At 69.3% G+C, this 21973-nt stretch carries 21 protein-coding genes and 1 pseudogene; 13 read left to right on the top strand and 9 right to left on the bottom strand.

What is annotated here, in order from left to right; all coding sequences use genetic code 11:
• Positions 1-5: 5 nt before the first annotated feature.
• From ACIPSA_RS27420 to ACIPSA_RS27435, 4 genes and pseudogenes are all read left to right on the top strand, one after another.
• On the top strand, positions 6-1145 hold the full coding sequence (locus tag ACIPSA_RS27420; protein WP_402639310.1) for an alpha-hydroxy acid oxidase: 1140 nt from the start codon (positions 6-8) through the stop codon (positions 1143-1145).
• Complete coding sequence (locus ACIPSA_RS27425) at positions 1142-2542, top strand: cytochrome P450 (protein WP_402638994.1); 1401 nt, start codon at positions 1142-1144, stop codon at positions 2540-2542. The genes ACIPSA_RS27420 and ACIPSA_RS27425 overlap by 4 nt, the downstream gene beginning before the upstream one ends.
• A gap of 13 nt (positions 2543-2555) precedes the next feature.
• Positions 2556-3833: a cation:proton antiporter gene (locus ACIPSA_RS27430; protein ID WP_402638996.1), complete on the top strand. Its 1278-nt coding sequence runs from the start codon at positions 2556-2558 to the stop codon at positions 3831-3833.
• A 152-nt stretch (positions 3834-3985) separates the two neighbouring features.
• Positions 3986-4144, top strand: a pseudogene (locus ACIPSA_RS27435) (thiamine pyrophosphate-binding protein); the annotation flags it as partial.
• 168 nt (positions 4145-4312) lie between these two features.
• Here the strand turns inward: ACIPSA_RS27435 and ACIPSA_RS27440 are convergent.
• Together ACIPSA_RS27440 and ACIPSA_RS27445 are read right to left on the bottom strand one after the other, a co-directional pair.
• Positions 4313-4489 carry a hypothetical protein gene (locus tag ACIPSA_RS27440; RefSeq protein ID WP_402638998.1) on the bottom strand — a complete coding sequence of 59 codons (177 nt, stop codon included), beginning with the start codon at positions 4487-4489 and terminating at the stop codon, positions 4313-4315.
• Between the two features lie 61 nt (positions 4490-4550).
• A complete protein-coding gene (locus ACIPSA_RS27445; protein WP_402639000.1) occupies positions 4551-5201 on the bottom strand; it encodes a Dabb family protein in 651 nt (216 codons plus the stop codon).
• A gap of 179 nt (positions 5202-5380) precedes the next feature.
• Here ACIPSA_RS27445 and ACIPSA_RS27450 point away from each other — a divergent pair, with 179 nt between their 5' ends.
• Both ACIPSA_RS27450 and ACIPSA_RS27455 read left to right on the top strand, forming a co-directional pair.
• Positions 5381-5884 (top strand): hypothetical protein, encoded by a 504-nt coding sequence (locus ACIPSA_RS27450; protein ID WP_402639002.1) that lies wholly within the window; start codon positions 5381-5383, stop codon positions 5882-5884.
• A gap of 819 nt (positions 5885-6703) precedes the next feature.
• Entirely contained in the window at positions 6704-8002 is a 1299-nt protein-coding gene (locus ACIPSA_RS27455; RefSeq protein WP_402639004.1) for a phosphatase PAP2 family protein, read from the top strand.
• Positions 8003-8607: 605 nt separating this feature from the next.
• Here the strand turns inward: ACIPSA_RS27455 and ACIPSA_RS27460 are convergent.
• The 4 genes from ACIPSA_RS27460 to ACIPSA_RS27475 form a co-directional block, all read right to left on the bottom strand.
• Complete coding sequence (locus ACIPSA_RS27460) at positions 8608-9003, bottom strand: CPCC family cysteine-rich protein (protein ID WP_402639007.1); 396 nt, start codon at positions 9001-9003, stop codon at positions 8608-8610.
• 88 nt (positions 9004-9091) lie between these two features.
• Positions 9092-9535 (bottom strand): Lrp/AsnC family transcriptional regulator, encoded by a 444-nt coding sequence (locus tag ACIPSA_RS27465; protein WP_402639010.1) that lies wholly within the window; start codon positions 9533-9535, stop codon positions 9092-9094.
• 215 nt (positions 9536-9750) lie between these two features.
• Positions 9751-10131, bottom strand: coding sequence for an STAS domain-containing protein (locus ACIPSA_RS27470; RefSeq protein ID WP_402639012.1), 381 nt, complete (start codon positions 10129-10131; stop codon positions 9751-9753).
• A gap of 34 nt (positions 10132-10165) precedes the next feature.
• A complete protein-coding gene (locus ACIPSA_RS27475) occupies positions 10166-11407 on the bottom strand; it encodes a PP2C family protein-serine/threonine phosphatase (protein ID WP_402639015.1) in 1242 nt (413 codons plus the stop codon).
• Between the two features lie 260 nt (positions 11408-11667).
• Between ACIPSA_RS27475 and phoU the strand changes: the two genes are divergently transcribed.
• Entirely contained in the window at positions 11668-12342 is a 675-nt protein-coding gene (gene phoU, locus ACIPSA_RS27480) for a phosphate signaling complex protein PhoU (protein WP_402639017.1), read from the top strand.
• 69 nt (positions 12343-12411) lie between these two features.
• On the opposite strand, the gene ACIPSA_RS27485 is transcribed toward phoU, so the two are convergent.
• On the bottom strand, positions 12412-12996 hold the full coding sequence (locus tag ACIPSA_RS27485; RefSeq protein WP_402639019.1) for a GNAT family N-acetyltransferase: 585 nt from the start codon (positions 12994-12996) through the stop codon (positions 12412-12414).
• 162 nt (positions 12997-13158) lie between these two features.
• Here ACIPSA_RS27485 and ACIPSA_RS27490 point away from each other — a divergent pair, with 162 nt between their 5' ends.
• Positions 13159-13302, top strand: a complete 144-nt coding sequence (locus tag ACIPSA_RS27490) for a hypothetical protein (protein ID WP_402639022.1) — start codon at positions 13159-13161, stop codon at positions 13300-13302.
• 81 nt (positions 13303-13383) lie between these two features.
• On the opposite strand, the gene ACIPSA_RS27495 is transcribed toward ACIPSA_RS27490, so the two are convergent.
• Positions 13384-14142 carry a FadR/GntR family transcriptional regulator gene (locus ACIPSA_RS27495; RefSeq protein ID WP_402639024.1) on the bottom strand — a complete coding sequence of 253 codons (759 nt, stop codon included), beginning with the start codon at positions 14140-14142 and terminating at the stop codon, positions 13384-13386.
• 78 nt (positions 14143-14220) lie between these two features.
• Between ACIPSA_RS27495 and ACIPSA_RS27500 the strand changes: the two genes are divergently transcribed.
• The 5 genes from ACIPSA_RS27500 to ACIPSA_RS27520 all read left to right on the top strand — a co-directional run bounded on the left by ACIPSA_RS27500 (position 14221) and on the right by ACIPSA_RS27520 (position 19060).
• The gene (locus ACIPSA_RS27500; RefSeq protein WP_402639026.1) at positions 14221-15093 is read left to right on the top strand and encodes a carbon-nitrogen hydrolase family protein; all 873 of its coding nucleotides are present in this window, start codon (positions 14221-14223) and stop codon (positions 15091-15093) included.
• A gap of 39 nt (positions 15094-15132) precedes the next feature.
• Entirely contained in the window at positions 15133-16503 is a 1371-nt protein-coding gene (locus ACIPSA_RS27505; RefSeq protein ID WP_402639028.1) for an APC family permease, read from the top strand.
• A gap of 214 nt (positions 16504-16717) precedes the next feature.
• Positions 16718-17989, top strand: coding sequence for a HEAT repeat domain-containing protein (locus ACIPSA_RS27510; RefSeq protein WP_402639030.1), 1272 nt, complete (start codon positions 16718-16720; stop codon positions 17987-17989).
• 196 nt (positions 17990-18185) lie between these two features.
• Positions 18186-18839 (top strand): DUF6338 family protein, encoded by a 654-nt coding sequence (locus ACIPSA_RS27515; protein WP_402639033.1) that lies wholly within the window; start codon positions 18186-18188, stop codon positions 18837-18839.
• Positions 18840-18874: 35 nt separating this feature from the next.
• Positions 18875-19060 (top strand): hypothetical protein, encoded by a 186-nt coding sequence (locus tag ACIPSA_RS27520; protein ID WP_402639035.1) that lies wholly within the window; start codon positions 18875-18877, stop codon positions 19058-19060.
• Here the strand turns inward: ACIPSA_RS27520 and ACIPSA_RS27525 are convergent.
• Positions 19045-21930, bottom strand: a complete 2886-nt coding sequence (locus ACIPSA_RS27525) for a CHAT domain-containing protein (protein WP_402639037.1) — start codon at positions 21928-21930, stop codon at positions 19045-19047. The two genes, ACIPSA_RS27520 and ACIPSA_RS27525, sit on opposite strands and share 16 nt — an antisense overlap.
• Positions 21931-21973: the final 43 nt, after the last annotated feature.

Below are 21973 nucleotides of genomic sequence, written 5' to 3' on the forward strand. Positions count from 1 at the left end.
GCGCAGTGCAGTACACCGTCCACGACTTCGAGACCGCGGCGCGCGCCAAACTCGACCCCGTCTACGCCGACTTCATCGCCGGCGGGGCACGGGACGAGATCACCGTACGGGCCAACGAGGCGGCGTTCGGACGTCTGCAACTGATGCCTCGGGTGCTGCGGGGGAGCACCGAACGGGACCTGGACATCGACCTGTTCGGCGGCCGGGCGAGCCTGCCGGTCCTGCTCTCGCCGACGGCCTTCCACAAGCTGGTCGATCCAGAGGGGGAGTTGGCGACGGCGCGTGCCGCGGCGGCCGCTGGAGCGATCATGATCGTCTCCATGGCGTCCACGGTGGCGGTGGGCGAGATCGCCGACGCGGCCCGGGCCGCCGCCGGCGGCCAGGCACCGCCCCTGTGGTTCCAGCTCTACATCCAGCCCGACCTGGAGATCACCGAGGCGCTGGTACGGCGGGCCACCGCCGCCGGATGCTCCGCCTTGGTGGTCACCGTGGACTCCCCGGTGCTGGGCGCGGGCGAACGCAACCGGCGCAATGGTTTCCACGACCTGCCGCCCGGACTGCGCTGCGAGAACCTGGTGGACCTGCGCGACGGCGAGCGCGGGCACGTACGCCAGATCGCCATGTCCCCGGAGCTGAACTGGGACCATGTCGACTGGCTGCGCCGGACCACCTCGCTGCCCATCCTGCTCAAGGGCGTGCTGCACCCCGAGGACGCCCGACTCGCGGTCCGGTACGGCGTGGACGGCCTACTGCTGTCCAACCACGGCGGCCGCCAACTCGACACCGTGCCCGCCACGCTGGAACTGCTGCCCGAGATCCTCGCTGCCGTGGCGGGCCGTGTCCCGGTGGTTGTGGACGGCGGAGTCCGGCGCGGCACCGACGTGGCCAAGGCGATCGCGCTCGGCGCCTCCGCCGCGGGTATAGGCCGCCCCGTGATGTGGGCGCTGGCCGAGGGCGGCGAGAAGGGCGTGCGCCGGCTGCTGGAGCTGCTGCGGGACGAACTCGACGACACCCTCGCACTGTGCGGGGCTTCAGGGCTACGGGATCTGACGCCTGATCTGGTCCGGGTGCCCACGTGGGGACCCGCCCCGGGTCCGGTGGCGGCTCCCGGGGCGGACAACCGATTCGGCGGGGTGATCGCATGACTCCCACCGGCTGGCTGGTCACCGCCGCGACCGTCGCCCTGGTGGCGGCTCTGCCGTACTGGCTGCCCACAGCGGTGATCGCGCTGCGGGTACGCATCTTCGCCTGGGTGGGCGGCGAGGAGGGCATCCGGGCGCCCGGCCGTGAAGTGCCGGCCGAGGAGTTCAAGCAGGTGTACGGGCATCCGGCGGCCAATGGCCGCAGCCGTGGCGCCGCGCTGTCCGACCTGTTCTGGTACTGGCTCTCGCCGGGCCCGGAGGTGCATCAGGAGCACCTGGAGCCCGGACCACGCTACGACGACGTCGCCAGGAGCACGCGTCAGATCCTCGCCGGGCTGTCCCGGGAGCAGTGGACCGAGCTGGTCGGCCGGTGCACCCGCCGCGTGCTCGACGAACTCGCCGGTGAGCCGTCGGCCCGCGTGCGCACCGTGAGACTGCGAGACCTGATGACGCCCGTCTGGGCCGAGGTCTACTACGAGGTCGTCTTCCGCGAACCGTGCCCGCGCCACGCCCGGGAGCTGATCGTGGGCAACGCCGACGACGTGGTCAGTGCCCTGAAGTGCACCCGCCTGCGCCACATGGACCGGCGGGCCCGGCTCACCGCCTACTTGAGGGACCGGCTCGCCCACGACCCTCCGTCCGTGCCGCTGCCCTCCTCACTGACCCAGCGGGAGCAGGCCTACTACCTGCAGGGCACGTTCTTCAACACCGCTGTGGTGCAGATGTCGGAGGCGATGGCCCACCTGCTGCTCGCCCTCGCCACCCACCGTCCGGTGCAGGATCGCCTGTTGGCCGGAGAAGAGGACCCGGACTTCCTGGACCGGGTCATCAACGAGACTCTGCAGCACTTCCCGCTCTTCGGCGTGGCCCACCGGATCACGTCCGACGACATCCCACGGCCGGGGAGGGATCCCATCCCCGCCGGCTCGGTCCTGCTGTTCAACTATCCCGAGTACCAAGGATCTGGCCGCGGGCGGTTCGACCCCGACCGGTGGCTGTCCGCGGACACCCGTCCCGCCGCCTCCATCCCGTTCGGGGTGACCGCCAACCGCCCTTGTCCCGCACGCGGATTCGCCGTACTCACCATGCGGATCGCGGCCGAGGAGACGCTGCGGCGTTTCGGGCTGGAGTCCTCGGCCGAGCACACACGGTCGCTGCCCAGTCGCGGTCCCTGTCTGCTGCTCCCGCGTACCGGTGCGGCGCCGCGCCGCCCGGCCCGACGGTGGATCCGGCTGACGGCGATGCGGTTGGGCGACCGCTGGACGGGCGTCTGGCGCAGTCTCGTCCAGCTCGTCCTCGGCAGCTACATGGTGTGGGACGCCCGGCGCCAGGGGCTGTGCCGGAACCACTTCGCCGCCTCCTCCGGTGGCTCCGCCCCCTCCGTCGCCGCCGGCCGTTGAGAAGGACGACACCATGACTCCTGTGGAGCTCGCTCCCGTTTTCTTCCTTGCGGTCGTCGTGATTCTGCTGACGTGCCGTCTGGTCGTACTTGCGGCAGGCCGGTTCGGCCAGCCGCCCGTGGTCGGCGAGATGATCGCCGGGGTGCTGCTCGGACCATCACTGTTCGGGCTGCTGGCCCCGGGGATCTCCGCCGAGGTCTTTCCGCCGGAACTGAAACCCGTGCTGTATGTGGCCGGACAGATCGGTCTCGTGGCCCTGATGTTCGCCGCGGGATACGAGTTCAGGGCGCACGCCGGGCGAGGGCTGGCCGGCACCGCGGTCGTGGTCTCCTCGGCCGGGGTGGCGATCCCGCTGGCGCTGGGCGTGGGTCTGACCCTCGTGGCCCACGGTCACGTCGGCATCTTCGTCGACGGGGTCTCGGTGTGGGTGACGGCGGCGTTCGTCGGCGTCGCTCTGGCGATCACGGCCTTCCCGATGCTGGCCCGCATCATCACCGAACAGGGGCTGGCAGGGAGCCGGTTCGGCTCTCTGGCCCTGGCGGCCGGTGCCACCGACGACGCCGTCGCCTGGATCATGCTCGCTGGGGTGCTGAGCGTGGACTCAGGAAAGGCCGGGCCCGTCATGACGACGATCGGTGGCTCCCTGCTGTTCCTGGCCGTGCTGTTCTGGCTGGGGCGCCGACTGCTGGCGTGGATCGTGAACCGACCGGGCCTCGGTGACGACACCCGGCTCCTGTTCACGCTCACCGTGTTGTTCTGCGCAGCCTGGTTCACCGACACGATCGACCTGTACGCCGTGTTCGGGGCGTTCAGTGTTGGCATGGCCATGCCTCGCGGTGAGGCGTCCGAACGACTGGTGCGTACCACTCAGTCCGTGACCCAGGTCGTGTTCGTCCCCATGTTCTTCACCTACTCCGGCCTGAACACCCGGTTCGACGTGTTCGCCGACCCGTCCGTGACGGCGTTCGGAGCGGCCGCGGTCGTCCTGGCGGTGCTCGGCAAGTTCGGCGGCTGCTGGGCCGCCGCCCGGCTGCGCGGCGAACCCGGCCCGGTGGCCGTCCGGGTCGGCGCCCTGATGAATGCCCGCGGGCTGATGCAGCTGGTCGCGCTCAACGTCGGGCTCGCGGCCGGCATCGTCAGCGACGAGCTGTTCGCCGCGCTGGTCCTTGTCGCCCTGGTCACCACGGTCATGACCGTCCCGGTACTGAGCTGGCTCGACCGCCGGGACGCCAGGTCGGGCCCGGTCGATGAGACGCACCAGGGTGAGACGGCGGTGGCGACACGGAGCTGAGCGGGGTGCGGGCGTCGGCCGGGCAGCCGGAACGGGAGGGTGTCCGCCACGTCTTCGGCATGCCCGGCTGTCGGCCCGGCCACATCCTGGACGCCCCGGCTCGCGCCAGGGCCGCCGGATGGCCCGTCGAGTAAAGCGCCGCCCGCCATGAGCGAGGTGCGGCCCACGCGGAGGCGTACGCACGGACCGCCGGGCGGCCCGGAGTCTGCCTGGTGGTCCTCGGACAGGGCATGCTGAGCGCCTTTCCCGCCGTGATCGCGGGATACGCCTGCTCGTCCCCGATGCTGTCCGTGGTGGTTGGCATTCCGGCCTCGGTCACCGATCGGTCGCCAAATGGGCGGCGCAGGCCGCCGACCCTGGATCGGGTGGTCCACTGCGTTCAGCAGCAGGGAGATGAGGCGACGGTGTGGTTGCCACTGGCCGCTCGCCGCATTCCGTCATCGGGGACGGCACCGCCACGGCAGCTGTGCACGGACCGCTCAGGCGGCGCCGACTTCCTCGGCCTCGATTCCTGGCGAGACCTCGTCCAACTCCCCTTCCTGTTCGGGGAGGTCGGCAGCGGGTCCGCTCAGTCGCCGGGGCGAACGGCGGCGGCGAGGGCGGTACGCCTTCCGGATGATCTGCTTGACCCGGGCCGGCGCAGCCGGGCCACTCATGCACAACGCCTACGGCGCCTGGCCAACGCCCCCCGGACGGGACCGCCAAGTGATCAATCGATTAATTACTCGCATTGAAATCAAAAACGATAGCACCGTCAAGGAATGGCCGGACGAAGTTCTTGAATGACTCGTGCGCTGCGTCATAGAATTTTGGATCAGTGACGATGGGTTTTCCCACGTAGTAGTTCCGATCACCTTCGGAGGTGAACGTCAAAACGTACCCTTGCTGCATGCCGTTGCCAGCCCCCTCGCCGCTTGTTTGGATGCCTGAATCCAGCGACTCGATGTAAGGTTTACCGCCGCGGGTTGCCTGCGTCATGAGGGAACGGAACCGCCTCATTGTTTCAGTCTGTTCCTTTGGAGGCGTGTCCGGTTTGAATTTGAAAAGAACAATGTGCTGAACCTTGCCCGGTTTGTAATCTGTTGCGGTGAATTTCCCGGGGCCAACGCGCGACAATTCCTCACGCAGAGCCTTCGCCGCATCCTTGTCGACCTGTTCCGTCGGGTCTGGAGTGGCTGCCGTAGAGGCGCTTGCTCCACCGACTGAGGCTTCACTACTTTCCATCGAGCATCCCGTCAATGTGACCATGGAAACCGCACTTGCGATGAGGAACCGGATGGCCGATACCGCGACGCGACCTTTGGTGATCGGACCGCCCGCCTCTGCTCGCGCCTCGACCGACTGCCTGCTCCCCGGCGAATCATCCACGCTCACATTGAACCGGCTGAGCGACCACAACCGCATGGCGGCACCTCCGACACCAGACACCCTCGCCGGAACAAAACACTCTTTCAGGGGGCATCCCAGAACCGGGTCGTGTCGGGGGCGATGCTGCACCAGTTCCTTGCGCTGTACCGTTTCCGGAGACGATCACCGGGAGGGGTGGGATGACACATGGTCTCCAGTTCGGTTGGGAGCTGAGCGGCAGCGGTTGGGCAACGTGCCGTATCAGTGACGACCTCGCGGAGCGGAAGGACTTCGTCAGCTACTGCACGGATGCCCTTGCCGACTTGCTTTACGGCGTGGCGGGTCTCTACGGCCCCATGCCCCTCCAACGCTTCTCCTTCGACCTTGAACCGGCCGAAGTGAGGTGGGTCCTGCGCGGTAGGGGCTCGGACGTCGACATGGCGATCTACCGGTTTCCTGACATGTCCGCGAGCTTCGATGCACGCGACGAGGACGGCACACTTTCCTGGAGTTCCGTGCAGTCCCGGGGCCTTCTCGGTCACGTCGTCCTGGAGGCAGCTCAATCAGTATTGCGGCTCCACGGCGAGGACGGCTATCTGGCGAAGTGGATGCGGCACCCCTTTCCCGTCGCCGCACTGCAAGACCTTCGCCGACTGCACCTCCAGCACGACAGGTGCGCGCGCCGGCACGACATGGCGTCATGAAACTCGCTGCTGGACACCGTGTTCCCCTTTCCTCTGGATCGCGCGGTGTTGGTCGGGCTCCGAGTCGTGCTGGATCCTGCACCTGCGTTCGATCCGGGGCGGCCTGTCGGCGTGGGGTGACGGGGGTCGTGCCGTTCAGATGATTCGATCGTTGGCTGTGATGTGTCGTTGGCTGATGCACAGTGCGCGCGGATCGAGCCGTTGAATCCCAGCCGGACGCCGAAGCGGGGCGGTCGGTGGCGTGGCCATCGGCCGGTGATCGACACGATCGCGTTCAAGTACCGGACCGCAACGCCGCGGATGGATCTGCCCGAGCAGCTCGGGTCATGGAACCCGTCCACAACCGGCCGCGGACGTGGGCCGCCGACGGCATCCGGGAGCGAAACGACACCCCCGGAGAGTTGGTCAACTCCGGCGCGTCGGCGGCATGCCGACATCCGCGTCCAGGCTGCCAGTTCACGGCCTACCACATGCGTTTTGGAGCCACTGAGTAACCCGTGACGCCCCCGATGCCCGCGGGGCACCGCGGGTTTCATGGTCATTCCCGAGATGCCGGACCATCGAGCCAGTGTCGACTGCCCTTCGTATCGACCGTAACCCAGCGAAATCCATCCGCACCGCTCCGGTAACATGATCGAACTCGCGACGAGCGCCCTCACCGCCCGTCCTTCACCGGAAAGTTGTGCTATCCGGCATGAAGAGTTACCTATTTGACCAACATCTAACAAATCGGCCAAACAGTTGATACCTAGAGCATCGCGGGTGTTTTCGCGAATAAACAGCAGAATTACGTTCGCCGCGTGGCGTCAACCACGGGCGATGCTGTGGGCCGCGGCGGGTGTGGTGGCCCTCGGATTCTTCATCGCGCTGGAGATCGCCGCGCGTCGCTATGGCCTGCCGGGGCCGATCACCAATCAGATTCGAGAGGTGATATTCCCCCCTAAATCCGGTTTTCTGTTGTATGCCGGTATGGCGTTGATGATGGTGGTGCTCACCTGGCGGCAACGGCTCATCGCGGCTGGTGCCGCGATCGGTATCGACGTCGCCTTCTTGCTGGTGCGGTGGGCGCTCGACGCGAAGGCGACCGAGGGCCAGCCCTTCGGCAACGGCGCGTTGTGGGTGGTTTTGGGCTGTGCGGTCATCGCTGTCACGCGTCGCACCGGCCAGGAACGGGTCCTGCTGCTGAAGGGCGTCGGGCTGGCACTGCTGCTGGTGGCCGGGCGCAAGACTGGCGATACCTGGCTGCTCATCACGTCGAAGACCCGACCCATGGTGCTCGATCAGTACGTGGCAACCGTCGATCATGCGCTGGGCAATCCGTCGTGGGTGGTGGGCCAGATGGTCAGGGCCACCGGTCCGATCGGCGCCCACGTTCTCGACTTCGTCTACATTCAGCTTGCGGTGGCCGCGGTCGTCGTCGCTCTGTACCAGCTGCGTAACGTGGCGGCCGAGCGTCGATTCCCGCGCCATCATCTGGTGCGCACCTTTCTGGTGATCGGCCTCCTCGGGCCGGGCATCTACATGCTCTTCCCGGTCGTCGGACCGGTCTTCGCCTACGGCCCGGGCGCCTTCGGCACCGGCGGCGTGCACTGGGCGGTGGCCAACCTGTGGCCGGACACGCCGCCACCGATCAACATCCCGCATCAGGTGCCATTCGACGAGATCACCCCCCGCAACTGCATGCCCAGTTTGCACACCGCGTGGGCGACCGCGATCTTCATGCATTCCCGCAAGGGTCCACGGGCTCTGCGATTCGCAGGTGTGTTCTGGCTGATTGCTACGCTCGGCGCGACGCTGGGATTCGGCTACCACTACGGCGCGGATCTTGTTGCCGGCGTGGTGTTCACGGTGACGATCGAGGCAGCTTTGCGCTCGATCGAACGGGGCTGGGACCGGTCAGGAATCCAGCTGGTCGCTTACGGTGCAACGGTCTTCGCCACGCTCTTGGTGTCATATCGCTATCTGTCGATGGAGATGGCCGAATACCCGTGGGCGTTTGGGCCACTTCTCATTCTGGCGATGATCTCAGTGGTCTTCGGCTACGTACGGACCACCAAACAGTGGGAGCCGAAGTCCGCACCGGTGCGGCAACCGGAACCGCTACCCGAACCGGTTTGAGAACTGTCGCGTCAGGAGGCGCCCGAGCGCCCGCGATTCGTAGAGGACGTGACTTTGCGTCGTCGCCGACCGGTAGGTCCCCGCAGAGCTTCTGACCCATGTGCCAGCGGGGAGGGCGGGCATGGTGGCGGAGCGTGTCTGGGGATCGGGCGCGCTCGTGGGGGTTGCGCGCCGGGGCCGACGCCGTGATGAGGGGGAGGGGACCGGCAGGCCGGTGGGGGAGCAGCGCATCAGGTCGCGGTTGCCGGCGCCGAGCAGCCGCCCGGCTAGGACGGGCGAGGCGCCGTGTCAAGGACGGCGGCCCACTGCCCAACTTCGCACCGGCACCCACGAGGGCCGGCTTCGTCGGGCGGCAGAAGCTCAGTGCGCGTGGGCCCCGGGCCGGTCTTCAGCCCCCTGGCCGACTGCACGATGATCCAGGACGCGCCGCACCGGATCCGGGTGACGAAGCACGGGCAACGCTCAACGACCCGAACATCGAGCCGTGTTAGTTCTGCCCACCCGGCACCGAGCTGGGCATCGACCTTGTACAAGGGCCAGGTCGCCCGGGAGTGGATCTTCGACGGATTCCGGTCCCGACCCGACGAACAGGCCGGGTGACGGCGTCATTCGGCGGCGGGACGCCAGAAGCCCGTGTTCCGGTAGCGCCACCAGTACAGGACGGTGCAATCGTCAGGCCACGCGGCCAGCTGAATGCCCCTGGGCTCGAAGTGATCGCGCTCGGGATCGATGGGGCGCCAGCCCGGGTCCATCGGTTCGTCGTCCTGAGGCGGGCGGACGTGCTCCACGGACCGTTCCTCACAAGCTCCGACGGCCTGGTAGTTCTCCTGGGCCTCGATCAGCGAAGGTCGGTTTGCCCCACCCGAGTAGTGCGGCCAGCGGAGCTGAACAGCGTCGTCCTCCCAGAAGCAGACCGGACAGATCTGATACGAGCCGGGCGGCTCGTCCATGGTCAGACGGCCGCAGCACACGCAGGGGTACTTCAGGATCACGTCCGTCATCGTGTCCGACTCCACCGTGAGGACCAACCGAATTCCGAGGGGTGACAGCGAGACCCGGGTGGAGACCGACCGGCGTTGGACGGGACCGTCATGTGGTGTCGGCGGAGAGCGTCTTCATGGTGACGTAGCTGGTCACCGTGGCCACGCTGGGCAGGCTGGCCAACTGATTGGCGTGGAAGTCCTCATAGGCGGGCAGGTCGGCGACCTCGACCTGGAGCAAATAGTCGTAGTTGCCGGTGACGTGGTGGCTGTGTACCACCTCGGGCAGTCGGGTGACCGCACTCTCGAACGCGACCACGTCCGCGCGGGTGTGCCGTACCAGCCGGACTCCGGCGAACACCCGCAGGCTTCGGCCGACCGCGGCGGGATCGATCAGCGCCCGGTAACCGCGGATAACCCCGGCTTCCTCCAGCCGGTGCACGCGCCGCAGGCAGGGCGATGGCGAGAGGCCGACCCGGGCGGCGAGCTCGGCGTTGCTGATCCGACCGTGCTTCTCGAGCACGGCCAGAATAGATCGGTCCACGTCATCCATGGTGGCAGATTATTGCTCTCTTGCCGTGAACGCCACAATCCTATGCCTCACACTCGCACAGTGTGCTGCCAAGGTTGCTGTTCACCACGTCTTCGGGCAGAAGTCCAACTACGCCGCTGTCCCCGCGGACCCGCCAGATTCCGGTGGAATCGCCGAGCAATCTGCGCTCGCAGATCACCGACCTGCGCGCCGTCGCGGACCTGGCCCGCGCGCGGTCAGCTGAGGGTGGCGTCGTGCACGGTGGCGCGTACGTCCAGAACGGTGTCCGCTCCGGTGATCTCCAGGAGGCGTTGCAGTTGCGGTGAGGGCCCGGCGACACGGAGTGTGGCCGGGCCGGAGTGGTGGATGCGCAGCAGCAGGTTCAGGAAGGACGAGTCCGCGAAGGTGAGGGCGGAGGCGTCCATGACGAGGACGGCGTATTTCCTGGCGGCGCTTTCCATCGCTTCTGCCAGTGGGGTGATCGAGTTCATGTCCCAGGCGCCGGAGACGAGGATGACCCAGGCGTTGTTGTACTCGTACTGAACCAACTCGGAGTGCTGCGGTCCGTTCCCACCGGCTTGGGAGGGGACTTCGCCGTTTCCGCCAGTGTGGCTCATGTGCTCAGTATGGTCCGGTCCGCCGTGAGAGGGACTACAGGCGGGCGACGATCAGCGCGATGTCGTCGTGTCCGCCGCTGCTGACGCCGAGGCGCGACAGCAGGACGTCGGCCAGGTGGTCGGGGCTGAGCCGGGGGTTGTCGGCGAGGGTTTCGGTGAGGCGCTCCAGGCCGGTGTCGATGTCTTCGTCGCGGCGTTCGATGAGCCCGTCGGTGTAGAGGACGAGGGTGTCGCCGGGGGTGTAGGGCAGGGCGGCCTGGGGACGTGGGACGTGACGCGGTCGGGTTCCCAGGGGCGGGTCGGTGGCCTGGTCGAGCAGGACGTAGGTGCCGTCAGGGTGGACCAGGACCGGTGGGGGGTGGCCGGCGCTGCTGTAGGTGATGTGCTGGTGATGGGTGTTGATGACGGCCTTGACGGCGGTGGTGGCCAGGGCTCCTTCGACCGAGCGCGCGTACAGGCCCAGGACTTCCATCGCCCTGGCCGGCTCGAGCAGGGCGCGGATGGCGGCGGACAGCGCGCTGCGGAGCATGCCCATGGCCGCGGCGGCCTCCAGGCCGTGGCCGACCACGTCGCCCACGGCGACGGAGATACGGTCGTCGGGCAGGTCGACCACGTCGTACCAGTCGCCGCACACGTTGAGCCCTTTGGCCGCGGGCAGGTAGCGCACTGCGACGTTCGGGTGATGGGCCAGGTCGGGCGACTGCATCATCGCCTCCTGGAGGGTGACGGCGACCTTCCGTTCCCGGGCGTGGGCCTGCCGCAGCTGCTCATTGACCAGTTGGAGTTCCCGGGCCCGCGCATACAGTTCGGCCTCCATGGCTTCGCGCTCGCCGAGTGCCTGGCCCGGCTGCGCGCGGGTGGCATGGGAGAGCACGAACTCGGTGACGTCCTCCACCCGGTGGATGATCCACACCACCTGGTCGTCCGGCCCGAGCACGGGGGTGTTGATCGGGGACCACCACCGTTCCTCGAACACCCCGGGCTGGTCGGGTACGGGGATGTCGTACTTCTGCACCGCCATCGTGTCCGGCTGCCTTGAGTGCAGGACCCGGTGCAGGGAGGCACTGAGGTTGCGCGTGCCGTCGGCGTCGGGGTCTGCCGGGTTGTCGGGGAACGCGTCGAAGAGGTACTGCCCGATCAGGTCGTTCCGCGTGCGGCCGGTCGCCCAGCAGTACGCCGCGTTGACGTCGAGGATCAGCAGATCGGGGCCCAGCACCAGGTACGGGCTCGGGGTGGCCGCGAACAGCGCCTCGTAGTCGATCGGTGGTGTGGTCACAGGCGCTCTCCCGTTCCTCTCCACTGGCCCCCTCTCCGGTTCTACTATGCGCGTCGCCGATCACCACAGCAGTGGGACGGGGTCTCGGAGTGTCGGAGAAGTGCTGGTCAGGGCACGGCTGGGGCGGACTGGCCCGCGCTGTCCCGCCTCCGCCTCCAGAACGCGATTCCGGTGGCGGGTGAGCGGGATCCCACGGTGGAGATGTGCGAGCCTGGCACTTGGGAAGACGGTCGAAGACGAGACGGGAGGGTGAGAGTGCGATGAGGGAGGCCTATCACGAGGAGCTGGCTGCGATCAGTGACGGCCTGGTGGAGATGGCGAACCTGGTCGGCTCGGCCATCGGCCTGGCCACGACCGCTCTCCTGGATGCCGATCTGAAGCTTGCCGAGAGCGTGATCTCAGCCGACGAGAAGATCGACGGACTCCAGCGGGAGCTGGAGAACCGGGCGATCACGGTGCTGGCGCGGCAGCAGCCGGTGGCCACGGACCTGCGGGTCGTGGTGACCTCGCTGCGCATGAGCGCCGACCTGGAGAGGTCGGGCGACCTGGCCGAGCACGTGGCCAAGCTGGCCCGGATGCGCCATCCCCAGCGCGCGGTGCCGCGTGATCTGCGCCGCACGATTCTGGAGATGGGCCAGGTCGCGCAGCGCCTGATGGCACAGGCCGCTGAAGTGATCATCACCCAGGACGTGAAGGCGGCACTTCAGATGGAACAGGACGACGAGCGCATGGACGAACTCCACCGCACGATCTTCCAGCATCTGATGGACGACCGATGGCAGCACGGGGTGGAGACCGCCGTGGACGTCACGCTGGTCGGCCGCTACTACGAGCGGTTCGCCGATCATGCGGTGTCGGTTGCCCGGCGCCTGGTCTATCTGGTCACGGGCGAGCGCGCGGATGAGCTCCCCACCGACGGAGCCGGGGCCATGTGACCCTGACCCACGTGGGCTGTGCGTTGTCCCTGCCGTCGCGCCCTGGCAACGTGATCATTGCGCGCAGCGCTATCGGCCGTAACCGTCCCTCGCGGCCCGGTACTGCGAAGCAAGCAGCCCGAACAGGATGTCGTCGGTCCACTCACCCTTCATCCAGGTGCTCTGGACGAGATGACCCTCACGGCGGAAACCGACCCGCTCCAGCAGACTCGCCGAGCGGACATTGCGCCCGTCGCAGTTGGCCGAGACGCGGTGAAGCCCCTCCTCCACCAGCAAGAACTCCACCACTCGCGCCACCGCCTCGGTGGCGTACCCACGCCCCTGGAACGCCGGCCCGAACGTGAACCCCAGCTCTGCCTGACGCCCGTCCTCGGTGCGGCACACTCCGACATCGCCGATCAGACCAGGGGCGTCCCGCAGTTCGACGGCGTACTGGAACCACCCCGGATACCTTGGGTCTGTGGCCGAGAACGAGGCCACGAGCCTCTCCGCCTCCTCCGTCGACACCGGCGCTTGCCAGGACTGATACCGGCTCACCTCTGGAGCCGACCTGTACGCCGCCAATGCCGGAGCGTCTTCCGGTCTGAACCTTCGCAGCACCAGCCTCGCTGTCTCCATGCCTTCGCTTCCTTTCATGAGCCCCAGCTTCTTCATCGGGACGACAGTGCACCAAGCGCTGCCCCGGCAAATGATCTCCGCCGCGGACCTGGGCGCCCGCACCGCAGCCCGGCTTCTGCTTGCGCAGGTGGCCGAGGCCCGCCACCGGCCGGCCCCGATCTGGGCTGATGGCGGCTGTATCGGGAGCCTCGTTCGCTCATGCCCCGTGCGAGCGTGCTGCGGTCCGGCGCCGGCTCGGCCGTCCAGCCGCGCGCGACCAGCCGTTCGGCCTTCGACCGCAGCGCCGCCACCCGCGTCGGCAGCCCGTCCAAGCCGGCCATGGCCTGGTGCACCGAGGTCTGAAACGTCCGGTGGCGTCACTTTGCGTCAGGGCGCCACCGTGCTCGTGCGGTCCGTTCCCACGGTGCGCACCGGCTCCACGGCTCAGCTCATCAGTCCGACGAACATCGTGCGGTGCAGTGTCTCCACGTGACGGTAGGCAATGTCCGCCGCTTGTGCCGCGTCGCCCGCGCGTACCGCTTCCACCAGTGCCCGGTGCTCGTTGTTGGACTCGCGCAGGGCGGCGAGGGGGTAGGGGAGGTAGTACTCGTAGAGCTTGCGCAGGACGGTGCCGTAGCTCTCCACCGTCGCGTCGAGGCCGGTGGCGCGGGCCAGGGTGAGGTGGAACCGTTCGTCGCAGGAGTGGAACTCCGCCCAGCTTTCCGTCCGGTCCATGGCTGCGACGAGCCGCTGGAGTTCGTCGAGGACTGAGGCGGTTGCGCTGCGGGTCGCGAGATGAGCGATCCCGCACTCCATGACGACTCTTTCGTCGATCAGACGGTGCACCTCGGCGGTCTGCCCGCGATAGGCCTCGGCCGCGTCGACGACCCCCCGGGTCGGCTGCTCGGCCACCAGGGTGCCGCCGTTACGGCCACGCTTGCGCTCCAGGACGCCGTCCGAGCACAGGGAGCTGAGCGCACGGCGCACGGTGATCTCACCGACGTCCAGGGCCTGGGCGATGGCATCGGTCTGCGGCAGCCGCTCCCCGGGGGAGAGCAGTCCGAGATCGACTGCCATGGCGATACGGGCGCGCACCGTGTCCAACGCGGTGAGTCTGCGAATGCCGTTCAGCTTGGGCGAGTTGAGGGCGAGAGCGGTCTCCGGGGTGCCTGCCGGTGCGGATCCGTTCGGGGTGCCAGCCATGCCCCAGTGTATCCGCCACTAAAACTGATCATAATGAGACCATTGTTTAACAGCTCATTTTGAGTTAATTTCTTGCGCATGTCCCGACCCCTCCCCATCGCTCTGGTACAGGCTCCTCCCCGCCTGGCCACGGACCCTCTGTCCGGATTCACCGAAGACGTCGAGGGCGTGCTGGCGCGCTTCCCGCAGACCCGCCTGATCGTCTACCCGGAGCTGCACCTGTGCGGCATCGACGGCCCGGCCGTCCAGTCGGAAAACCAGCTGCAGGCCGCGGCGGAGCCGCTCGACGGCCCACGTGTGAAGCAGCTGGCCGAGCTCGCGGGTGACCTGGGCATATGGCTGCTCCCGGGCACCGTGTGCGAGCGCGGTGAGGGCGGCGAGCTCTTCAACACCGCCCTCGCCTTCTCCCCGCAAGGGCAGCTCGTCGCCCACTACCGCAAGATCTTCCCGTGGCGGCCCTTCGAGCCGTATGTCCCCGGAGACCGCTTCGTCGTCGCGGACCTCCCGGAGATCGGGCGCATAGGTTTCGCGATCTGCTACGACGCCTGGTTCCCGGAGGTGGCCCGTCACCTGGCCTGGATGGGAGCCGAGGTGATCATCAATCCGGTCATGACCACATCCGTGGACCGGGCCCAGGAACTCGTCATCGCCCAGGCCAACGCCATCGTCAACCAGGTGTACGTCGTCAGCGTGAACACCGCGGGCCCGATCGGCACCGGACGCAGTGTGGTGGTCGATCCCGAAGGGCGCATCCGCGTCCAGTCGTCGGACTCCGGGCCGGCCGTGCTGACCGACGTTCTCGACCTGGACGACGTCACCCGCGTACGCGCCTTCGGTACCGCCGGTCTCAACCGCATGTGGGACCAGTTCACCGATACCGACGTCCCCCTCGACCTTCCGCTCTACGACGGCCGCCTCGACCCCCGCCGCTGGCGGATCGCCGACCGCTGATCTGCTCCCTTCCCCGTCCCCACGGCACAAGGAACCACCATGTCCAATCCCGCTCCCGCGCTCACCCGCAGCCTGACGCTCAGATCCGTCGTGCTCTTCGGGCTCGCCTACATGGCCCCGATCATCGTGCTGGGCACCTACGGCGTCGTCGCCGACAGCACCCACGGCTCTGTCCCGACGGCCTACCTGCTGGCGCTGGGCGCCATGCTCTTCACCGCCCACAGCTACGGAAAGATGGCCGCGGCCCACCCCGTCGCCGGGTCGTCCTACACCTATGTGCGGCGCTCCATCGACTCGAGGATCGGATTCCTCGTCGGCTGGGCCACCCTGCTGGACTACTTCTTCCTGCCCATGGTCATCTGGCTCATCGGCGGGGCCTATCTCCAGGCCGAGTTCCCCTCCGTCCCGTTCTGGGTGTGGATCATCGCGTTCATAACGGTCACCACCGCGCTCAACATCAGAGGCATCAAGACGGCGGAGCGGGTGAACGACCTGCTGATGGTCTTCCAGGTCCTGGTCGTCGGGATCTTCGCTCTGCTGTGCCTGCGGCACGTCTTCCAGCACCAGGGAGCGCAGGGACTCGTCAGCGTCACACCGTTCGCCAACCACGCGACCAGCTTCGCGGGCATCTCCGCCGGGGCCGCCATCGCCGCCTACTCCTTCCTCGGATTCGACGCGGTCACCACGTTGACCGAGGAGACCATCGAGCCGCAGCGCACCATTCCCCGAGCCATCCTGCTCACCGCGCTGCTCGGCGGCGGCATCTTCATCGTGGTCGCCTACGCGACGCAGCTGGCGCACCCCGGGTACACGTTCACCGATCCCAGCTCCGCCGCGTTCGAGATCGCCAAGGACATCGGCGGCGACCTGTTCTCCTCCCTGTTCCTGGCCGGCCTGATCGTCGCGCAGTTCGCCTCCGGAATCGCCGCGCAGGCCAGCACGTCACGACTGCTCTACGCGATGGGCCGCGACTCGGTACTGCCCCGGAAGATCTTCGGAAGAATCCACCCCAAGTACCACACCCCCGCCCTGAACATCCTCCTCGCCGGCGCTGTCGGCCTGATCGCGCTGCGTCTGAACGTCGCTACGTCCACGTCCTTCATCAACTTCGGCGCCTTCACCGCCTTCACCTTCGTCAACCTCTCCGTCATCGCCACCTACATCCGCGAGCGCCGCGCAGGCCGGCGTCCCGCCCTGTGGTCCTACGTCCTGCTGCCCGCGATCGGCGCTGTCGTCGATGTGTGGCTGCTGTTCCACCTCGACAGCAAGGCCCTCACCCTCGGCCTCGCCTGGCTGGCCGTCGGGGTCTGCTACCTCGTCTTCCTCACCAAGGGCTTCCGGAAGGCTCCACCGGAGATGACCTTCGACGAGGAAGCGGCCCCGGCAGCCGAGCCGCAGTCGGTGCGCTAGCAACCGCAGAGCGACCTGCGCATACGCGAAATGACCGGGGCAAGCCGCTCGCGTGGCCGACGGGGGAGGTGAAGATCTGTCCGTCACGCGGGAGTGCCCGGAGCACGCCGGCCCGTCGCCGACAGGCGGGCCGGGGTGATGACAGCCCGCGAAGGTCCGGGTGGCGGTGGGCCGATCGGACCGACTGTCAGTGCCGTGTGACACGTTGCGGAACGTGACAGAGATCAACGAACCCCTGGCCGGTCTGGACGCGATCGACTGGGCGGAACTGGAGCACGCGTACGGACCAGCCGACGACGTGCCCGGGCAACTGCGCGCCCTGTGCGCCGACGACGCGCAAGCGCGCAGCAAGGCCCTGCACGCCCTGTACGGCAACATCTTCCACCAGGGCAGCCGCTACCCGGCCTCGGCCGCCGCGGTGCCCTTCCTGGCCCGCATGGCGGCCGACGTCTCGCTGCCCGACCGCAACGAGCACCTGGAACTGCTGGCGGCGCTCGCCATCGGCTACGACGAGGCGCATCTGCCCGTCGGCCTGGACATCGCGGGCTGGCGGCGCGAGCTGGCGGAGTTCCGGGCGCGGAACCCGGAGGACATACGCGCCGAGTACGACGCCTGGGTGGAGGCGGCGACCGACGAGGGCGAGCGCCGGGTGCGCGAGATGCGGCGCGCGATGTTCGACCACGAGCGGCAACTGGCGGCTGCGGGAGCCGAACTGGGTGCCTACGATGCGGTGCGGGGCGAGCTTCCCGCCCTGTGCGAGTTGTTGGGCGACGACGATCCGGCCGTACGCGCCGCGACCGCCTACCTGCTGGCCTGGTTCCCCGAGGAGGCCGAGGACACGCTGCCGCGGCTGCTGGGCGTGCTCGACGGCGAGACGGAGCCGGCGGTCGTGGCCACCGCGCTGGTGTCCGCCGGACTGTTGGGCGACGCCGGGCTCGTGGGGCGGCTGACGCCGTTCCTCACGGCAGGGGAGCCGGTCGTACGGTGGGCCTCGGCGACCGCCCTCGCTCGGCTGGGCGCCACCGGCGCCGAGCGGGCCGTGAGCGCCGGGGTGCTCGCCGAGCTGGCTGCCGCCGAGGCCGTACCGCCCGAGCCCGGGGTCCTGTTCCACGAGGGCGACGTGCGCGGGTACGCCGCGACCTCGCTCACCCTGCTGGCCGATCGGTTCCCGGAGGAGGCCCTGGACGCCGTGACCGACGGCCTGTCCGCGACCTCCGGACCGGCCTCCTTCCCCGTTGCCGCGGCAGCCCTGCGGCTGGCCTTCGGGGAGCCGGGCCCGGACGGCCTCCCGGAGTTCGACGAGCTGGACGAGCGGCAACAGCGGCTGATACGCACACTCGGCTCGCTGGACACGGACACCTGGAGGTGGGCGAACTTCTGGGCAGTCGTCCGCGTGTGGGGTCTGCCCCAGCGGCGCGAGGCGATGCGCGCCTACGCGGGGATGCCCGAGGAGCGCGATCACCGGCCGGACGAACCTCCGTTGTGACCTGCGGAAGCCAACCAGGGGCACCCAGGGCGGCCACTGCGGACCCGAGTGCGCCGGGCGCCGTCATCCTGCATCCACCAGCGATACGTTTGTCCCTTGTCCGGATCTGGGCACGTTCCCCTGAGGTTCGTACGGTGGTGTGCGCAGCCGTGCGACGGACCGGCGGGCAGGGCAACGGCGGCACGGAGGCGGGGGAATGGGACAGGCGCCCTCGACGGTGCTTCAGCTGGCCCTGCTGGTCGTTGCCGTGCTGCCCGGAGCCGTGTACCAGTTCATGCGTGAGCGGTTCCGGGGGCCGCTGCCGAGTGAACGCGACCTCGGGGAGCGGGTGTTGCGTGCGCTGGTGTCGTCCGTCGTGCTGGATTCGCTCTACGCGGTCCTGGCGGGCCCTCAGTTGCTGCGGCTGGCGCGTGGCGATGGCGGGGACAGCGGGTGGCAAGGGCTGCTCCAGCGGCCGCGGCTCGCCGGGCTGACCGGGCTGCTGCTGTTCTTCGTCGTGCCGGCCGCCGCCGCGGCGGGTGTTTCATGGTGGCAGCGCCGCAGGCTGCGCGCCCGTTACCGGGACACACCCACTGCCTGGGACCACATGTTCCGCTCCCGCGGCTCGTGCTTCGTGCGCGTACGGCTGAAGGACGGGTCGTGGGCCGGTGGTTGGTACGGCTCCCGCTCGTACGCCACGTCGTTTCCGGAGCCGCCGGCACTGTTCCTGGAGTCGGCTTGGCGGTTGAACCCCGACGGCAGCTTCGCACACCGGATCGATCATTCCGCCGGACTGCACATCCGTGCCGAAGACACCGACGTACTGGAACTGCTCGACCCGCCGCCGCAGGAAGCGAGGGCAAGGGAGTGACCGAGAGGGCCGCAGACGGGACGCCCCGTCCCGAAGTGACCGAACTGACGCCGCAGGAAAGGGAGTTGCTGGCCGATCCGGACGGGTTCCGTGGCTACACCCCGAACGACCGGGTCGCCGAGCCGGCCCGGGCGCCTTTCGGACCGGCAGCCGTGGCGCCGCCGGTACCGCGGGACGACTCCGACACCGGCGGTGCCGAGGCGGATCAAACACCCACGTGAACGTAACCGGCCCACAACCCGGGGAAGTTCGGGTAGGCCCGGCGCGCCGCACGCGTCGCGTGATGCGCCGCCGAAGCCCCGTCGGGCCGATTGTCACCAGGCGGGGTGGACGCCAGCCGCCGGTACACCTCCTCGACGAAGCCGGACGCCACGCGATCATGGCTCGGCCACAGGGCGGCCAGGACCTGCGGGAACCCGGCGAGCTGGAAGGCAGAGGCCAGATGGATCGCCTCGTCCGGCAGCCGGAGGCTGGGGTGGGCCGTGTCGCAGGCGGACAGATAGGCCAGTTCCGCGCCGCTCAGGTCCAGCCGGGAGATGTCCTCGACCGACAGGACATCGGCGTGGGCGCCGCGGTCGTGGCCGTACAGCAGCAGTTTGCTGTGCGACGGCTCGTCCAGGTCCGTCACGCCGTGGCAGGCGAAGTGCACCCATGAACGGCGGGGCAGTTCGGCCAGCACCCGCTCCCGCGTGGCCTGCTCGCCGATGAGTGTCCGTGAGCCCGGGAACAGGCGCCCCACCAGGTCGGTCTCGGCGCGGGCGTGACGCAGTGCCGTGGCCGTGCCGGGCTCGCCCGGTACGGCCACGGCCAGGGGGCGCGGCGGGCCCGGGGCGGGGGGCCTGGCGCGGGCAGCCGCCAGGGCCCGCACGGTGGGGGCGTAGGACGAGACGACCCGGTCCAGCACCGTGCGCGGTTCCGGGTCGTCACGGGTGCCGTGATACCCGGCCGCGTGCACGGGCAGGAACGACAGGATGCCGGTGGGGACCCACCACACCCGCGGCCAGGGCCCGCCGGGAACCGGCCGCGCGAGGTCCAGTGCCTCCAGTACCGGTCCGGCGATCGCGTCCCACAGCCACTCCAGCACCTCGGCGATGGAGCGTTGCCCCTCTTCCCGAAGGTGCCGGGAGCGCAGTACGTCCTCGAACGTCATGATGTGCCGCACGGTGTCCTCCGCGGTGGCCGCGGGCAGCGGCACCACCCGGACACCGGATCCGGTGAGCGCGATCGCCTGGGAGGCGATTCTGCTGACGTTGAGACAGACGACCGGTCCCTGGTGCGACTGGGCGAGCAGGTCGTCCAGGTCCGGTGCCCGCCCGAAGTCGGCGAATCCGTCCTCGTGGCGGATCCGTTCCCCGAGCGCATCCCATCGTGCGAGCAGGGCGCGGTGGGACGCGCGGAGCCGCTCCCGGCCGGTTGCCCCGGCGGCCGGGTCGGGTGCGCGGGGGCCGTCGGAGGACGCCGGGCCGCCCGGCGGCTCGCCCGGCCGTGAACGGAGTTCGGTGACGCCCTCCAGCGCCTCGCGCACCTCGGCGAGTTCCCGGGCCAGGCCGGGGTGGCGGGCGCGCAGGCGCGTGAGGTCCGCGCGCGCCTCCAGCCCCCGCCCGAGCAGCACGCCGCGCCCCTTCTCCAGCAGCAGCACCGCCTTGTCGGGCCGCCCGGCGGCGACGGCGCAGGACGCGGCCGCCGCGGCTACGCCGTTCCATCGGCCCAGGCGGTACTCCTGGTCCGTGCGCCGCAGATCGCGCGCCGCCAGGTGGGGGAGCAGATCGATCACGTGCTCGAACGCCTCGACCGCCTGGGCGTACTCACCCACCGATGCCGCGAGGTCGCCCCACGCCAGGCCCACCGCGACCTGGATCGACGGTCCCGCCTCCTGGCTCGCCGCCGCCTCCCGGCCCAGCAGCAGCGCCCGGTCGAGGTCGGCACTGTGCGGTGCACTCTGCGGTGCCGTCCCCAGCGCCTCGCGGCGGGCACGCAGGACCATCAGCAGGTTGGCCAGGACCCGCGGCCGCACCGGGTGGCCGGCGGGCAGCCCGGCCATCGCCTCCTCGCACAACCGCTGGCCTTCGTCCAGGTCCTGCGCACTGGGCAGCCGGGCGTGGCGCAGGCGCAGGGCGAGGGTGAGGTTGGTCCGGGCGGACGCGTGCCAACGGTGTCCCGCGGGAGTGAGCTCGACGGCCTGCCGGCCGACGGCCACGGCGCGCTCCAGGTTCGCCAGGCTGCCGGTCTCCCGCGCCTGTTCGGCCAGCAGGTGGCACAGGTTGACCAGGTGGAGCGGCTGGGCAGGAGCGCGCTCGGCGGCAGCCCACAGGGCCTCCTCCCGGTACAGGACGGCGGCGGCGAGGTCCTTGCGGTGGTCGGTGCGAACGAATCGGCTGTAGTGGGCGACGCTCAGTTCACCGAGGCAGTGGGACCGGTCGGGGTCACGCTCGGGGACGGCGTCCACCGCCTCCTGACCCGCGGCGACCGCCTCGTCCAGGTCCGCGAGGTCGCCCAGGTGGTCGTGGCGCAAGCGCAGCGCGGTGCACAACGCGGACAACAGGGTGGGCCGGCACGGATCGCCGGCCACGGCCCGCGCAGCTTGCCGGCCGATGGCGACCGCCTCTTCCAGATCGTCGAGGTCGCCCAGCCGTTCGTACCTGCTGTACAGCGCCTGAACCAGATTGCCGGCGTGGACGGCGTGCAAGGCGTGCCCGGCGCTCTGCCGCACGGCGGTCCGGAGCACGTCGACGCCCCGGTTCAGGGCGGCCACGTCGCCGTCGCGGTCGTACTGGTCCAGGAGCCCTCGGCCCGCCTCACCTGCCCGTTCGGCCTCCTCCGGCCGGTACAGAGGGTCGGCGCGCTGCCGCCTGGCCACCCGCAGGTGTCGCCACAGGGCCGCGCACCCGGCGCACACCAGCGCCCCGGCCGCGGTGGCCGCCGCCCAGGGGCGCCCGTCGGCGTCGAGCACCCGGGGATACGCCGACGCGCAGAGCACGGCCCCGGCTGCCGTCCCGCGCAAACAGGTGCGGGTGTCGACCTGGCGGTCCGGGACAGACCAGCAGAGCAGACAGAACAGAGCTCCCCACAGCACCGCCAGTTCCCACAGCACGGCGTCACCCCGAATCGCGGAGACGGCAGGCCGCCGCGGCCGA

The sequence above is a fragment of the Streptomyces sp. NPDC086549 genome, assembly GCF_044746205.1.
In the GTDB taxonomy this organism is placed as follows: Bacteria; Actinomycetota; Actinomycetes; order Streptomycetales; family Streptomycetaceae; genus Streptomyces.

Coding starts and splice junctions, on each gene's coding strand:
- ACIPSA_RS27425 (WP_402638994.1), top strand. CDS start 1,142: ATGACTCCCACCGGCTGGCTGGTCACCGCCGCGACCGTCGCCCTGGTG.
- ACIPSA_RS27430 (WP_402638996.1), top strand. CDS start 2,556: ATGACTCCTGTGGAGCTCGCTCCCGTTTTCTTCCTTGCGGTCGTCGTG.
- ACIPSA_RS27440 (WP_402638998.1), bottom strand. CDS start 4,489: ATGAGTGGCCCGGCTGCGCCGGCCCGGGTCAAGCAGATCATCCGGAAG.
- ACIPSA_RS27450 (WP_402639002.1), top strand. CDS start 5,381: ATGACACATGGTCTCCAGTTCGGTTGGGAGCTGAGCGGCAGCGGTTGG.
- ACIPSA_RS27455 (WP_402639004.1), top strand. CDS start 6,704: ATGCTGTGGGCCGCGGCGGGTGTGGTGGCCCTCGGATTCTTCATCGCG.
- ACIPSA_RS27460 (WP_402639007.1), bottom strand. CDS start 9,003: ATGACGGACGTGATCCTGAAGTACCCCTGCGTGTGCTGCGGCCGTCTG.
- ACIPSA_RS27465 (WP_402639010.1), bottom strand. CDS start 9,535: ATGGATGACGTGGACCGATCTATTCTGGCCGTGCTCGAGAAGCACGGT.
- ACIPSA_RS27470 (WP_402639012.1), bottom strand. CDS start 10,131: ATGAGCCACACTGGCGGAAACGGCGAAGTCCCCTCCCAAGCCGGTGGG.
- phoU (WP_402639017.1), top strand. CDS start 11,668: ATGAGGGAGGCCTATCACGAGGAGCTGGCTGCGATCAGTGACGGCCTG.
- ACIPSA_RS27485 (WP_402639019.1), bottom strand. CDS start 12,996: ATGAAGAAGCTGGGGCTCATGAAAGGAAGCGAAGGCATGGAGACAGCG.
- ACIPSA_RS27490 (WP_402639022.1), top strand. CDS start 13,159: ATGCCCCGTGCGAGCGTGCTGCGGTCCGGCGCCGGCTCGGCCGTCCAG.
- ACIPSA_RS27495 (WP_402639024.1), bottom strand. CDS start 14,142: ATGGCTGGCACCCCGAACGGATCCGCACCGGCAGGCACCCCGGAGACC.
- ACIPSA_RS27500 (WP_402639026.1), top strand. CDS start 14,221: ATGTCCCGACCCCTCCCCATCGCTCTGGTACAGGCTCCTCCCCGCCTG.
- ACIPSA_RS27505 (WP_402639028.1), top strand. CDS start 15,133: ATGTCCAATCCCGCTCCCGCGCTCACCCGCAGCCTGACGCTCAGATCC.
- ACIPSA_RS27515 (WP_402639033.1), top strand. CDS start 18,186: ATGGGACAGGCGCCCTCGACGGTGCTTCAGCTGGCCCTGCTGGTCGTT.